Source organism: Microbacterium sp. STRO-1N, assembly GCF_057748015.1.
The window spans coordinates 3,838,944-3,854,580 of sequence record NZ_CM173234.1 but is presented as its reverse complement, the minus strand read 5'-3'; the positions used below and the strand labels follow the sequence as shown (position 1 = coordinate 3,854,580).

The 15,637-nt window shown below is 67.7% G+C and carries 6 protein-coding genes; 5 read left to right on the top strand and 1 reads right to left on the bottom strand.

The genetic code is table 11. The annotated features are described in order from the left end of the window. Positions 1-110: 110 nt before the first annotated feature. On the bottom strand, positions 111-2,348 hold the full coding sequence (locus AC3ANJ_RS18580; RefSeq protein ID WP_488317603.1) for a helix-turn-helix transcriptional regulator: 2,238 nt from the start codon (positions 2,346-2,348) through the stop codon (positions 111-113). A gap of 251 nt (positions 2,349-2,599) precedes the next feature. Here AC3ANJ_RS18580 and AC3ANJ_RS18575 point away from each other — a divergent pair, with 251 nt between their 5' ends. The 5 genes from AC3ANJ_RS18575 (at position 2,600) to AC3ANJ_RS18555 (ending at position 15,573) form a co-directional block, all read left to right on the top strand. Then, entirely contained in the window at positions 2,600-11,596 is an 8,997-nt protein-coding gene (locus AC3ANJ_RS18575) for a DUF7507 domain-containing protein (protein ID WP_488317602.1), read from the top strand. A 212-nt stretch (positions 11,597-11,808) separates the two neighbouring features. Then, positions 11,809-12,018: a heavy-metal-associated domain-containing protein gene (locus AC3ANJ_RS18570; RefSeq protein ID WP_488317601.1), complete on the top strand. Its 210-nt coding sequence runs from the start codon at positions 11,809-11,811 to the stop codon at positions 12,016-12,018. After that, positions 12,018-12,974: a heavy-metal-associated domain-containing protein gene (locus tag AC3ANJ_RS18565; protein WP_488317600.1), complete on the top strand. Its 957-nt coding sequence runs from the start codon at positions 12,018-12,020 to the stop codon at positions 12,972-12,974. Before AC3ANJ_RS18570 ends, AC3ANJ_RS18565 begins: the two co-directional genes overlap by 1 nt. Before the next feature lie 33 nt (positions 12,975-13,007). Further along, the gene (locus AC3ANJ_RS18560; RefSeq protein WP_488317599.1) at positions 13,008-15,266 is read left to right on the top strand and encodes a heavy metal translocating P-type ATPase; all 2,259 of its coding nucleotides are present in this window, start codon (positions 13,008-13,010) and stop codon (positions 15,264-15,266) included. 49 nt (positions 15,267-15,315) lie between these two features. Next, entirely contained in the window at positions 15,316-15,573 is a 258-nt protein-coding gene (locus AC3ANJ_RS18555; protein WP_406248105.1) for a YHS domain-containing protein, read from the top strand. The last annotated feature ends 64 nt before the right edge of the window (positions 15,574-15,637 follow it).

The following is a 15,637-nucleotide window of genomic DNA, read 5'->3' as shown; positions in this document are numbered from 1 at the left end:
AATGGCTCGGAAGAGCTGTTCTCCCGGGCCGGTGGTCTCGTTCCCCAGACGAGGCCCGGCCCGGGACGGAACCCTGGCCGCCCGGGTCGGCCGAGCGCACCGGCAACGCGTCAGTCGACGACGGCGACAGCGGGCTGGCTGCCGAGGAGCTCGAGTTCGAGGGCCCGCGCGACCGCTTCAGCACGGGTCGTGGCACCCAGCTTGCGGAAGATCGCGGCCATCTGCGTGCTCACCGTGTTCGGTGACACATACAGCCGCTTCGCGATCTCCGCCCGTTTCAGATGCGTCTGCATATAGGGGAGGATGCGCTGTTCCGCGGTGGTGAGGGCGACTGTCTGAGTGCGAAGCTCGTGCGCACGCGCCTGCGTATCGAGCGCGCATCGCGCGGACGCAATCCGCTCCTGGAGGGCCCCGAGCGGCACGCGGCGAGGGAGGAGCCCGGCGATCTCGTCGAGGAGCATGCGTGCGGTATCACTGTTGCCCAGGTGCAGTTGTGCTCGGACGAGGAGAAGACGGGTCGGGACGGCAAGGAGAGGCACCGCACTGCCACAGCGCTGCCGTTCGGACATCGCGATTCTGAGGAACTGTTCGCCCATCGACCGGTGACCACTGTTCAACTCGACGCACGCGGCAGCGGCATGCGTATAGGCGGTCATGACGTATCCGTCGATACCACTGTCCCGAATCGTTCGCAGCGCCTTGTCGACGTGCGCACCCGCGGTCGCCCACTGTCCCTTCTCGATGGCGACGAGCGCGAACTCCGTCTCGCAAATGACGACAGTGGCGGGATTACCATGCGCGTCGGCGAGGTGGACGGCCTCGGTCAGCGTCTGCACGCCCTGCTCCGTGTGCCCGGCATGAAGAAGAGTGCTGCCGAGAATCTGCGTCCCCGGATCGCGCCACGGACTGTTCAGCGGCTCGGTGTCCACAGCGAAGGCCGCATCGGTGAGAGCGGACTCGATGCCATCGGCCAGCATGATCGCGCGGATCATCGCCTTGGCGGAAGCGATGTTCATCCCTCCGGCATCCGCATCGTCGGGGACCTGGTTCAGGAGAGTGCTCCACTTCCGAGCGTCGCCGTCCGTACCGGCGAGCACGGCGAACCAGGTGATGACGACGACGGCCGCCGGACTGGCGAGGAGATTGGCGTCGCCGATCTCGCGGAGCCAACGGCCAAGCGTCGCGCTCTCGCCCGCTTCATAAGCTTCCAGGCCAGCGGCTGTGACAAGACCCACCGCCGAGCCGAAGTCGCCGGCGGCGATCGCGTGGTCGATCGCCGCCGGAAGCTGACCTCGTTCAGCCATCCACTGCGACGCTTTCCGATGCAGCACGGGAACGGAGGATGCGCACTCGCGATGCAGTTGATCATGCAGGTACTCGCGGAACAGCGGGTGCATCCGGTATGACCGGCGCCGCGGGTCGGCGGTCACGAACAGCTGACGCGCCTCCAGATCGCGGAGAACGCTCGCCGAGTCCGCGCGGTCGAGGACCGCATCGCAGAGCTCGGGGATGTGCACCGTCAGGATCGAGGTTCGCAGCAGGAACTGACGCGTGTCTTCCGGCAGGTCTCGTACGCATTCCTGGTACAGGTAATCGGAGAGGATGTCGTGCTCACCAATGCCGCTGAACGGAGTCGTCTTCGACAGCAGGGCGCACATGTGCACACCCGCGGCCCACCCATCACAACGCTCGACCCACTCCTCAAGCGTTTCCGCGGCGACGTGCACGCCGACATCCTCGGCGATCTTCGAGGCACCGATGCGATCGATGCGCAGATCAGCGGCGCTGACCTGCGCTGCGGACGACGTCAGTCGCTGACGGGCCAGACCGGGGGGATGCTGGCGGCTTGCCAGCACCACCTGCGAGCCGCTCGGGATCCGACCGAGTGCGACCTCCAACGCGTCGAGGCAGCCGAGGTCGCTGAGGACATGCACATCGTCGATGAACAGCACGAACGGCTGCTCGCAGCGAGAAAGAGCCAAGGCCAGAGTCGGCGCCATCCGCCCCAGCAGGCTGTCTTCGCTCGTGGAGATCTGCGCGAACACCGAGTTCGCTTCGGAGGCGAATGCCGCACAGGCGTGCGCAAGCAACCGGATGACAGCGGCGGGGTCGTTGTCTTCTTCTCGAAGGGTGAGCCACCCCGTGGCGCGGTCTTCGCTCTGGCTCCATTCGGCGAGGAACGATGTCTTTCCGCATCCGGCCGGCGCGATCACCGTCACCAGCCGTGAACCACCGGTCTTGATTCCGTCGATGAGGGCTGATCGGTCAACGAATCCACTGGGGAACTCGGGAGCGGCGGTTCTGCTCTCCAGGAGCAGCGCCCCGAGATCGTCACCTGCAGAAGGCATCAGAAACCACCGAGTTCACGAACAGTCCGGCCACGCCGAAGAACGAATAGGAGATTGATTGCGAATCGCTGTCGACGATAGCGAAACCCTACCGCGGGCGACCGTTCGGTGTCGCTCGTCGACGAGACCGAGGACGATCGACATCATGCGTTTCGAGTGATGCCTCTGACGGCGACGCGCACATAGCCTTCGAGCAAAGTTGGTGCGCCCCGCTCCATGCGCGGCGGAGACACCACGCCGAGGGGGACTCGATGTCGACGAACACGACCTTGCGCGATCCAGCGAAGGGCAAGCCCGTCTCGATCCGGCGACTGCTGGCGCTGCTGCTGACCCCCGTGCTGGTGCTCACCGGTGTTCTCGCGGGCGTGGTGGCCGTGCCTTCTGCGGCCGTCGCCGGCGTGAACAGCCGAGTGAGCGGCGTGGTCTGGGCCGACGCGAACCGGGACGGCATCCGCACCGCGGACGAGAGCCTCAAGAGCGGCGTGGCAGTGGAGCTCGTCGAAGCCGCTACCGGCACGGCGGTCGCGGCCACCACGACGAACGCGGCCGGTGGGTACGCGTTCGCGAACGCAGCCGACGGCGATTACGTCGTTCGCGTGGTCGCTCCCGGCCCGTTCCGCTTCCCCGACACGGCCAGCGAGCAGAACGACTTCCAGCGGGCAGAGGTACCGACGGTGGGCAACCCCGAGCGCGGAGTCACGGCGCCCTTCACGATCACCGGCGCGACGCAGGCGACCGGGTTGGATGCCGGACTCCAGCCCATCTCGACCTTGGAGATCGACCGGCTCGAGATCCCGAATTCCTGCGAGGGCTATGCGGCGACGGGCACGCCGCCCTTCGATGCCGCAGCCGAACCGGGTATGGATACCGGGCCCGACAACTGCATCGTGCGTGTCGGCGACACGGTGCTGCAGAACTACTCGGTGTCCCTCACGGGCCTGCCGACCGGCGTGACGGTGCCGAATGTCGTGATCGAGCTGACGATCAATCCGGTCTCGAACCCGAACGACCCGAGTGACGTCGCAGACTCCACGTTCCAACTCGCAGGTCCCGGCACCAACGGCCTCCCGGCGGGCTGCCTCGCCGCGGCCAACGGTGCGAACCCGGCCTCCTCGGCGACCACGGCCGCAGATGGATCGATCACCGTGGTGTGCAACCTCGGCCCGATGTCATCGAACGTGGGCACGGTGCAGTTGGCCTACCGATTCGCCGACGACACCCCGATCCCCGGGTTCGGCGAGGTGACCGCCCGCGCGTACGCGGGCCAGGACGACGCGGCCCCGTCGGGCACGGTCCAGGGCCCCGTCATCGAAGTGACCGGAACGGCCGAGTGGGAGGCGAAGAAGTCGCTGCAGGACGTGCCACGCGCCTCGAGCCGCACCATCGACGGGGTGCTCACGCCGGGGTTCCGTGTGCAGTACTGGATCGACATCGAGAACGTCCGCGGCACCGGAGGATCGGACGTGGAATGGCCGATCGCCTTCACGGACCGGATGACGAAGTTCCCCAACGCCGTCCTGTACCTGTGCGAGGACCGCCGCACGGACAACATCGGTGCGCGGAGCGGTTGGAGCATCACGTGCCCGATCGACGAGGCAGCGGGCGCCGACGGGTGGCCGATGACGGTCAGCAAGCCCGCGAACTCGCCGTACGACAGCACGCGGATTCTGGTGTTCGTCTTCGTGCCCACCGAGGATGCGTATCGGTCGGTCGACCCGGACTGGCAGCATGGTGACACGCCGCCCACTGGAACCGTGTCGTGGCAGAACAACGTCGAGGACACGGACGGCTGGCACATGATCGGCGGACAGCCGAACAACCCGCCCGGCGGCGTCGGCCCCGGCTTCGAGGCCGGCTGGGACGGCACGACGGCGACCGGCGACAACGTGGTTCCGCGTGAGTTCAACACCACCGAGCCCCGGTGGGATCTGGCCAAATCGCTCCATGGCTCACAGGCATTCGTTGATGGGGCGCTTGACAACAACCCCGCAACCCCACCCGTCCCCGGCTTCCACATGCAGTTCCGCTTCGACGTCGCGGAGACGAACGGCTCTATCCTGACGTCGAATCTCGACCAGCTGTCATTCAAGGATGTGATGGCGGATTGGCCCGACGCCGTGCTTCTCTCGTGCCTCGGGTGGGCTTCTCCATTCAACTTCGGCACCCCGGTGTGCGAGACGGGAGTTCAGCCCGCGGATGGCTGGGACATGAGCTTCACTCCCAACGCCAATGGCAATGCGAACAAGGCCGCGCTGTGGACGGTGCAATTCTTCGTTCCGACCCCGACGGTGCCCGACCCCTGCCGGGCGAACGTGAACGACACGCTCACGTTCCGCAACGAGGCGCGCGAGACGGACGGCTGGACGGCGGACGACTGGCCGATCAACAACACCGGGTTCGAACCAGGGTGGGACGGCACCACCGCCACGGGAAACAATGTCTCGACCCGCACGTTCAACGTGCGCAGCACCGTCAGCGACTGCGGCACGCTGCGCGGCGACAAGCGATACGAGGGCATCACCGGCGGACTCAACAACTGGAACCAGTTCTCGATCGGCGACGTGGTGAACTCCCATGTCTGGACGACCGCGAGCACGAGCCGCATCGCGGTCACCGACCCGGTCGTCTGCGACGTCTTCGACGTCTCGGTGTGGCGCGTGTCGGGAGACCCGCTGGAACCGAACACGGGCGCCGACCCGAATCCGCACCTGCAGGCGCGGACGCCGACGATGAACCCAGGTTTCGACCTCAACAACTATGTGATCGAGTACGGGGTCGGTGAGAACACCGTCGATACGCAGACGGGCACCGGCAACGGGCTGAACAACGCCCCGAACGTCGCCGACGCGCGCGGATGCCGCGACGACGAGGGCCCGTGGAGCACCGACCCCGCGGCGGACTTCGGCGCCGACTGGCGCGACCAGGTCAACATGGTGCGGGCTCGCCCGAAGGCTGCCGGTCACGTCGAGGCCGGCCCGTTCACTCTCGGACTCTACGTTCCCCTGCAGTCGCGCTGGCAGTACAACGGCGGCCCGAACGCGGGAGAGGACATCCCGCAGGGGGTGCTGCTGAACAACACCGGCAGTTGGCCGGAGACCAACCAGGACGGCGGGATCGTCTACGACGACGTCTCGCGGCAGCTCGGCGCGAACCTGCCGATGACGGGTCGCAAGACCTTCACGAACGGGGCCGGCAACGCGTGGGCGGACAACAGCACCGTGGCATCAGGAACTCCGGTGCAGTCCTGGGTTGAAGCCGGATACGACACACCTCTGTTCGCCGGCGGCGACGCCTTCCCGGCGCGTGGCGTCCAGGCGCCTGGGGCCACCGATACTCGTGGATTCCCCGTCGAGAACCCGATGGTCTGCGATGTGTTCGACGTCTCGACGTTCCGCCTGAACGGAGCCGCAATCTCAACGTCGGTCAGCCTGGCCGACCCCCGCAACTGGGTCATCGAGTACGCCATCGGATCCAACAGCGTCGACACGCAGGCCGGTGCTCTTTCGGGCGGTCTGTTCCCGGTGGACCGCTCTTCGCTCGTCGATGACACCGAGAATTGCCGCGACGAGGACACTCGCTGGGAGACGGACCCGGCATCGTTCGGCGCCGACTGGGCGGACCGGGTCAACATGGTCCGGATGCGCCCGGTGAACCCAGACCATGTCGAGTACGCCGATTTCCGCCTGTTCCTGCGGACGCCCCTGGTGGCCCGCGGCACATACAACGGCGGTCCGAACGACGGCGAGCCCATCCTCACGGGTGTACGACTGTCGAACGCGGGCGGCTGGTCGACCGGTCCCCGTGGCGACGACTGGACGACGATGCAGAAGGAGACTCGCTACCAGGGCCTGCAACTCATCGTCGCGAAGTCGGTCGGCCAGGCGACGTACCTGCCTGGCCAGGACGCCATCTGGAACCTGAGCGTCGGGGTCAACAACGCGCCCATCGGCGCGGTGGTGGAGAACCTCCGCCTCGTCGACACGGTTCCTGTCGGCCTCATCTACAACCCGACCTGCACCGAGAATCGGCTCCCGAACGGCGTGACGGTCAGCTACAACCCGGCGACCCGCGAGGTGACGTTCCTCCTCGGCGACATCACGACGACCGCGGCGAACTACTGGATTCGCACCGGGGCCTCGGCGCTGCAGCTCTGCGCGACCCTGGAGACGGTCGCGCAACCAGGCGACACCTATGTGAATCAGGTGCAGGCGATGTCTGACAACGCCGAGAATGCTCCGACCGCGACCGCCAGCACCACGGCGACGGGCTCGGGTCAGCTGGGTCTGGTGAAGAACGTGGACAAGGCGCTGGTCGCGAGCGGAGAGATCTACACCTGGTCGCTCGACTGGGCGAACACATCGACGGTCATCTCTTTCGAGCCGACCGACACCATCGATGTCCTGCCGTGGAACGGTGACGGCGACCCGGCCAGTGGCTCGGCGCGCGGCCAGTACGCCTCGGACTACGAAGGGCTTTCGGAACTGACCGGCCCGCTCGCGGCGCCGCAGTACATCCGCGGCAGCACCGGCGGCGTGCCGGGCACCTGGTACTACACGACAGCGAACCCCTCCACCCTGAACCACGACCCGCGGGCGGCGGCCAATGAGGATCCCTCGGCTCCCGGCGGGCTGTGGCGCACGGCAGCTGAAACTCCGGATTTCTCTGCCGTCACCGGAGTGCGGTTCGTCTCGGACGGATGGCTGGGTACCGGCACTCGTGTGCGGGCGGAGATCCCGATGATCTCCACGAGCAACGAACTCGACAACCTCTACGCGAACCGGGCTCAGATCTACTCGGACACGTTCCCGAATCAACCGCTGCTCTCCAACGAGCCGTACGTGGTCATGCCTGGCTTCACGCTCGGCGACCTGGTCTGGTTGGATGCCGACGGCAACGGCACGTTCGACACCGGTGAACAAGGCATCGCCGGGGTGACCGTCCAGGTCCGCGACGAGGATGGCGACGTGATCGCGTCGCGCACGACGGACGCAGCAGGCCGCTGGTCCGTCGCGTCGATTCCGGCCGGCACGTACACCGTCCACATCCCCGTGGCGATGTTCGCCTCCGGCGCTCCGCTCGCCGATACCGTCGTGCGCACCGCGGGCTCGAGCTCCGACAACGGCGTGAACGAGGGCGGAGACAACAACAACACGACCTCGAGCGACCCCGCGGCCTCCGGGTTGACGAGCGCGCCGGTGACACTCGCCTACGAACGTGACGAGAGGGACTTCCTGGCCGGGGCGAACGGCCCCGTAGGTGATGATGTCGCCGGTCTCGGCAACGATCTCATTCCCGATGCGTTCAGCAACTTCACCGTCGACCTCGCCCTCATGCCCGCACCAGACATCGACATCGAGAAGTCTACGAACGGCCAGGACGCCGACACGCCCACCGGTCCGAACGTGGCCGTCGGCGGTGCCGTTCGCTGGATCTACGTCGTCACCAACACCGGCATGGTCGACCTGACGAACGTCACCGTCACCGACGACAAGGTGGATGCCGCGTCGATCGACTGCGACGGCACCGGCTCCAACATCATTGCCGGCCCGCTCGTCCCGGGTGGCTCGTTCGCCTGTGTCGCGACAGGCACGGCAGATGAAGGACAGTACGAGAACACCGGTACCGCGACCGGCGTCGACCCCGCCATGGTGCAGGTCGACGACGACGACCCGTCTCACTATTTCGGCATCCGGCCGGCGGTCGATATCGAGAAGGCGACGAACGGTCAGGATGCCGATGAGCCGACGGGTCCTCTCGTGGCGGTCGGTGGTGAGGTGCGCTGGACCTATGTCGTGACCAACACCGGCAATGTGCCGCTGACGGACGTGACGGTGACGGACGATCGGGTCGACGCCGCGGATATCGATTGCGACGACTCCGGATCGAACGTCGTCCCTGGACCCCTGGCAGCCGATGCGAGCTTCACCTGTACCGCGACGGGCGATGCGGTCGCCGGACAGTACGCGAATCTGGGCACTGTGACCGGCACAGGCCCGGCGTCGACGGATGTCGACGGCGCCTCGGTGCCGGGCATTCAGGTGACGGATGAGGATCCGTCGCATTACTTCGGCGTCGAGCCGGCGGTGGATATCGAGAAGTTCACGAACGGGCAGGATGCCGATGAGCCGACGGGTCCTCTCGTGGCGGTCGGTGGTGCGGTGCGGTGGACGTATGTGGTCACCAACACCGGTGATGTGCCGTTGACGGATGTGACCGTCACGGACGACAAGGTGGTGGCGTCCGACATCGACTGCGACGGGACCGGGTCGAATGTCATCGCCGGGCCGTTGGCCGCCGGCGCGAGTTTCACCTGTGTCGCGACCGGAGAGGCGGTGCTCGGCCAGTACGCGAACACGGGTGCGGTGACCGGCATCGGCCCGGAGGTCGTGGACGTCGATGGCGACTCGATCGCTGGAGACGAGGTCACGGATGAGGATCCGTCGCACTACTTCGGCGTCGAGCCGTCGATCGACATCGAGAAGGCCACGAACGGGCAGGACGCCGATACGCCCACTGGCCCGAACGTGGCGGTCGGTGGTGAGGTGCGCTGGACATATGTCGTGACGAACACCGGCAACGTCCCGCTGACCGATGTGTCCGTCACGGATGATGTCGAGGACGCGTCTCGGATCGACTGCGACGGTACGGGGGGCAACACGGTGGCCGGTCCGCTCGCGCCGGAGGGCAGCTTCACCTGCATCGCCACGGGAACGGCGACCCTCGGCCAGTACGAGAACCTCGGCACGGTGTCCGGCACCGGCCGTGCGACGACCGACGTCGATGGCAACTCTGTTCCCGGTGCGCGGGTGGACGATGAAGATCCGTCTCATTACTTCGGCATCCGGCCGGCGGTCGATATCGAGAAGGCGACGAACGGTCAGGATGCCGACGAGCCTGCCGGACCGGTGGTGAATCGCGGCGGTGCGGTGCGCTGGACGTATGTCGTGACGAACGTCGGCAACGTGCCCCTGACGGACGTGACGGTCACGGATGACCGGGTCGACGCGTCGGACATCGTCTGCGAGTCCGGCGACGGCAATGTCGTCGCCGGACCTGTGGCGGCCCGTGAGAGCTTCACCTGTACCGCGACGGGCGACGCGGTCGCCGGTCAGTACGCCAACACGGGTGCTGTCGTCGGCACGGGCCCGGCCTCGACCGCGGTCGACGGCACCGCCGTACCCGGCGTCCAGGTGACGGATGATGACCCGTCACACTACTTCGGCATCCAGCCGGCGGTGGACATCGAGAAGGCGACGAACGGTCAGGATGCCGACGAGGAATCGGGCCCGCTCGTCGCGGTCGGCGGCGACGTTCGGTGGACGTACGTCGTGACCAACACCGGCGACGCGGAACTGACGGATGTGACGGTCACCGACGACAAGGTCGACGCCGCGGACATCGATTGTGCGGAGACGGGTGGCAACGTCGTTCCTGGGCCGTTGGCGCCTGGCGCCTCGTTCACGTGCGTCGCGCACGGCACGGCCGAGCTCGGCCAGTACGCGAACACGGGTACGGTGACCGGCATCGGCCCGGAGGTCGTGGACGTCGATGGCGACTCGATCGCTGGAGACGAGGTCACGGATGAGGATCCGTCGCACTACTTCGGCGTCGAGCCGTCCATCGACATCGAGAAGGCCACGAACGGGCAGGACGCCGATACGCCCACTGGCCCGAACGTGGCCGTCGGTGGTGAGGTGCGCTGGACGTATGTCGTGACCAACACGGGCAGCACGCCACTCACGGATGTCACGGTCACCGACGATGTGGTCGCCGCGTCGGACATCGATTGCGCCGGCTCCGGCAGCAACGTCATCGCCGGTTCGCTGGCGCCGGGCGCAAGCGTCACCTGCCTCGCCGAGGGCGTCGCCGTCCTGGGGCAGTACGCGAACCTCGGCACGGTCTCCGGCACCGGCCCCGCGACGACTGACGTCGATGGCAACCCTGTTCCCGGCGCGCGGGTGGACGATAAGAATCCGTCACACTACTTCGGCATTCAGCCGGCGGTCGATATCGAGAAGGCGACGAACGGTCACGATGCCGATGAACTGACGGGTCCGAGTGTGGCGGTCGGTGGTGAGGTGCGCTGGACCTATGTCGTGACGAATACCGGCAACGTGCCGTTGACGGACGTGACGGTGACGGATGACCGAGTGGATGCCGCTGACATCGTCTGCGAGGGTGGCGAGGGCAATGTCGTCCCTGGTCCGCTGGCGGCGGGCGCGGTCTTCACATGTGTCGCCATCGGAACTGCGGTCGCGGGCCAGTACGCGAATCTGGGCGCTGTCGTCGGCACAGGCCCGGCGTCGACGGATGTCGACGGTGCCTCGGTGCCGGGCGTTCAGGTGACGGATGAGGATCCGTCGCATTATCTCGGCGTCGAGCCGGCGGTGGATATCGAGAAGTTCACGAACGGGCAGGATGCCGATGAGCCGACGGGTCCTCTCGTGGCGGTCGGTGGTGCGGTGCGGTGGACGTATGTGGTCACCAACACCGGTGATGTGCCGTTGACGGATGTGACCGTCACGGACGACAAGGTGGTGGCGTCCGACATCGACTGCGACGGGACCGGGTCGAATGTCATCGCCGGGCCGTTGGCCGCCGGCGCGAGTTTCACCTGTGTCGCGACCGGAGAGGCGGTGCTCGGCCAGTACGCGAACACAGGTGCGGTGACCGGCATCGGGCCGGAGGGTGAGGTCACGGATGAGGATCCGTCGCACTACTTCGGCATCGAACCGTCGATCGATATCGAGAAGTCCACGAACGGCGAGGACGCGGACGAGCCGGGCGGCCCGAACGTGACGGTGGGTGGCGAGGTGCGCTGGACGTACACCGTGACGAACACCGGCAACGTCCCGCTCACGGATGTGACCGTCACCGACGACGTCGAAGACGCGTCTCGGATCGACTGCGACGGCACGGGTGGCAACACGGTGGCCGGTCCGCTCGCGCCCGGCGCGAGCTTCACCTGCATCGCCACGGGAACAGCGACCCTCGGCCAGTACGAGAACCTCGGCATCGTCACCGGCACCGGCCCGGGGACCACGGACGTCGCCGGGGATCCGGTCGAGGGCGACGGTGTCATGGACGAGGACCGGTCACACTACCTGGGTGTCGCACCGCCGCCCCTGATCCAGAAGATCGGAGACCTCGCTCGGACAGGTGGCAGCATCGGGATCCTCCCGATCGCCGCGGGAGTGCTGCTCGGTGCAGGCGCCCTGCTCCTGCTGCGGCGACGCCGCGCATCCTAAGGGTACGACCTGCTCCGCGAAGCGATCCGGTGTCTCGACGCCCTGCGCTGACCCTCGTCGTCGACCCTGCTCCCGATTTCGGGTGGCCGAGCTCGGTGCAAGGTGCTCTCTGGCGACTTCCTCCGCCTTGACGGGAATACCCCCCATGGGTATAGGGTTGCATCAGTCGTATACCCCTCCTGGGTACTCTGAACGAGACGAGAGGAAGCACCATGAGCACCACCGAATACCAGGTCACCGGAATGACGTGCGGCCACTGCGAGATGTCCGTCCGCGGCGAGGTCGGCCAGGTCGCCGGCGTCACCGGCATCCAGGTCAGCGCCTCCGACGGCAAGCTGGTCGTCACGAGCGACTCCCCCGTGGACGACGCGGCCATCATCTCCGCGGTCGACGAGGCCGGATACGCAGCGGTGCGCGCCTGATGAACACCGCAGGCCGCCTGGGTCTCTACGGCGCCGGCCTCGTGGTCGCGTTCGGCGCCGCCTACGTGGCCGCCGGCGCGATCGTGCCCGACAGCACGGTCGCCGCGTGGAGCCAGGCGAGCCACGCGGACGACACCGGCCACGCGGCCGGTGAAGAAGAAGAACTGGAGACAGAACAGAAGGAACAGGAGGTGACCGGCGTGACGATCTCGGCATCCGGATTCACCCTCGCCCCGATCTCCACTCCGGCGGCCACGGGCACGGCAGGCGAACTCGCTTTCCGCATCCTCACCTCCGACGGCGAGCCGGTCGCGACCTACGACACGGCCCACGGCAAGCAGCTGCACCTCATCGTGGTCCGGAACGACGGGACGGAGTACCGTCACGTCCACCCCGAGCTGGACGCCGCCACCGGCGTCTGGTCGCTGCCATGGACCTGGGATGCCGCAGGCACCTACCGGGTCTACACCGACTTCGTCTCCGACGGCACCGCCGCGACGCTGTCGCGCACCGTGGACGTCGCGGGCACTCTCACGCCGAGCCCGGCGACCGAGGTCATCACGACCTCATCCGTCGACGGCTTCGACGTCGCCATCTCCGGCGATCTCATCGCCGGAGCAGACAGCGCGCTCACCGTCGAAGTCGCTCGAGACGGAGAACCCGTCACGACCCTCGAACCGTACCTGGGCGCATTCGGACACCTCGTCGCCCTTCGCGACGGCGACCTCGCCTACCTGCACGTCCACGCCCACGGCGACGAACCGCAGCCCGGCGACACCGCCGGCCCCACGGTCGACTTCACCGCCGGCGTCCCGTCGGCCGGCCGCTACCTGCTCTACCTGGACTTCCAGGTCGACGGGCAGGTCCACACCGCGCAGTTCGTCCTGGATGCCGCGGCATCCGACGCCACTCCCGACCACGGGTCCGACGGCGACGACGAACACGGCGGACACTGACACTCATCCGATTCAGCCCCTGAGGAGCCACACATGAGCGACACGACGAGCGACGTCGCCAGCGTCGAGCTGGAGATCGGCGGCATGACGTGCGCCTCCTGCGCCATGCGCATCGAGAAGAAGCTCAACCGTCTCGACGGCGTGACGGCCACCGTGAACTACGCGACCGAGAAGGCCAAGGTGACGGCTCCGGCCGGCTTCGACACTGCGCTGCTCATCGCCGAAGTGGAGAAGACCGGCTACACCGCCGAACTCCCCGCCCCGCCCACCGACACCGGCAGCGCCGAGGGCGAGGATGCTCCGGATGCCGAGCTGACCGGGCTGCGCACCCGCCTGATCGTGTCGGCCGTGCTGACGGTGCCCGTCATCGCGATGGCGATGATCCCCGCGCTGCAGTTCCCCTACTGGCAGTGGCTGTCGCTCACGCTCGCCGCGCCCGTCATCGTGTGGGGCGCCTGGCCGTTCCACCGCGCCGCGTGGATGAACCTCCGCCACGGCGCCGCCACGATGGACACGCTCATCTCGATGGGCACGATCGCGGCGTTCGCCTGGTCGCTGTACGCACTGTTCTTCGGAACCGCCGGCGTCCCCGGCATGACCCACGCGTTCGAGCTGACTGTCGCCCCCAGCGACGGCGCTGCGAACATCTATCTCGAGGTCGGCGCCGGAGTGACGACGTTCATCCTCGCGGGGCGCTACTTCGAGAAGCGCTCGAAGCGTCAGGCCGGAGCGGCGCTGCGCGCCCTGCTCGAACTCGGCGCGAAGGACGTCGCCGTGCTGCGGGGCGGCATCGAGACCCGCATCCCGATCGCTGATCTGACCGTGGGTGACGAGTTCATCGTGCGCCCCGGCGAGAAGATCGCCACCGACGGCGTGGTCGTCTCCGGAACATCTGCCGTCGATGCCTCCATGCTGACCGGCGAATCCGTCCCGGTCGAGGTCGGCGAGGGCGATGCCGTCACCGGCGCGACCGTGAACGCCGGCGGCCGCCTCGTCGTCCGCACCACCCGCGTCGGCGCCGATACCCAGCTCGCCCAGATGGCCAAGCTCGTCGAGGACGCGCAGTCTGGCAAGGCCGACGTGCAGCGTCTCGCCGACAAGGTCTCCGGCATCTTCGTGCCGATCGTCATCGCGATCGCGGTGGTGACGCTCGCGGCCTGGCTCGGGGCTGGGTTCCCGGCATCCGCCGCCTTCACCGCTGCCGTCGCGGTCCTCATCATCGCGTGCCCGTGCGCGCTCGGCCTCGCCACTCCGACCGCTCTGCTGGTGGGAACGGGACGCGGTGCGCAGATGGGCATCCTCATCAAGGGCCCCGAGGTGCTCGAATCGACCCGCAACGTCGACACGATCGTGCTCGACAAGACCGGCACGGTCACGACGGGCCGCATGACGCTCGTCGGCGTGCACACCGCGGACGGCGTCGATCGCGCCGACCTGCTGCGTCTCGCCGGCGCCCTCGAGGATGCCTCGGAGCACCCCATCGCGCAGGCCATCGCCAAGGCGGCCACCCAGGAGTTCGGCACGCTGCCCGTGCCGGAGGGCTTCACGAACATCGAGGGCAAGGGCGTGCAGGGCATCGTCGATGGACACGCCGTGCTCGTCGGGCGCGAATCCCTGCTGGCCGATTGGGCGCAGCCCCTTCCCGCCGATCTCGCCGCCGCGAAGAGCGAGGCCGAGCGGCAGGGTCGCACCGCGATCGCCGTCGGCTGGGATGGTCTCGCCCGCGGCATCCTCGTGGTGTCGGATGCCGTGAAGCCGACGAGTGCTCAGGCGATCGCCCAGCTGAAGGCCCTCGGTCTCACGCCGATCCTGCTCACCGGGGACAACCGCGCCGCCGCCGAGCAGATCGCGGCCGAGGTCGGCATCGACACGGTGATCGCCGAAGTGCTGCCCGCCGACAAGGTCGACGTCGTCACCCGGCTGCAGGCCGAGGGGAAGGTAGTCGCGATGGTCGGCGACGGCGTCAACGACGCAGCCGCCCTCGCGCAGGCCGACCTGGGGCTCGCGATGGGCACCGGCACGGACGTCGCGATCGAGGCCAGTGACATCACGCTGGTCCGCGGCGACCTGCGCAGCGCCGCCGATGCGATCCGGCTCTCGCGCCGGACGCTCGGCACGATCAAGGGCAACCTGTTCTGGGCCTTCGCGTACAACGTCGCGGCGATCCCGCTCGCGGCACTCGGCCTGCTCAATCCCATGCTCGCGGGAGCCGCCATGGCGTTCTCCAGCGTGTTCGTCGTCGGCAACAGCCTGCGCCTGCGGTCCTTCCGCAGCCAGGCGACGGATGCCTGACTCGCCGGCGATCATCATCGCCGGACTCCATCACCGAGAGGAACACCCCATGTCCGAGACATCAGCCGGATCCTGCTGCAGCGTCGGAGGAAGCGCCGGAGTCGACGCGGCAGGCCGCAAAGACCTGCTCGCTTCGAACACCGCTGATGTCGCCGAATGCGTCGTCATGGGCGGTTCGGTCGCCAAGGCGGATGCCGAGGCGGCCGGTCTGTACCGGGACTACGAGGGCGAGCGGTACTACTTCTGCTGCGCAGGGTGCGCGCCGAAGTTCGACGCGGACCCCGCGAAATACGTCACGGCGGCGTGACCTGAGACGATCGTGCGGGACTCCTCGGAGCCCGCACGATCTCGCCGTCGGAGGAGCACGAGAG

Coding starts and splice junctions, on each gene's coding strand:
- AC3ANJ_RS18580 (WP_488317603.1), bottom strand. CDS start 2,348: ATGCCTTCTGCAGGTGACGATCTCGGGGCGCTGCTCCTGGAGAGCAGA.
- AC3ANJ_RS18575 (WP_488317602.1), top strand. CDS start 2,600: ATGTCGACGAACACGACCTTGCGCGATCCAGCGAAGGGCAAGCCCGTC.
- AC3ANJ_RS18570 (WP_488317601.1), top strand. CDS start 11,809: ATGAGCACCACCGAATACCAGGTCACCGGAATGACGTGCGGCCACTGC.
- AC3ANJ_RS18565 (WP_488317600.1), top strand. CDS start 12,018: ATGAACACCGCAGGCCGCCTGGGTCTCTACGGCGCCGGCCTCGTGGTC.
- AC3ANJ_RS18560 (WP_488317599.1), top strand. CDS start 13,008: ATGAGCGACACGACGAGCGACGTCGCCAGCGTCGAGCTGGAGATCGGC.
- AC3ANJ_RS18555 (WP_406248105.1), top strand. CDS start 15,316: ATGTCCGAGACATCAGCCGGATCCTGCTGCAGCGTCGGAGGAAGCGCC.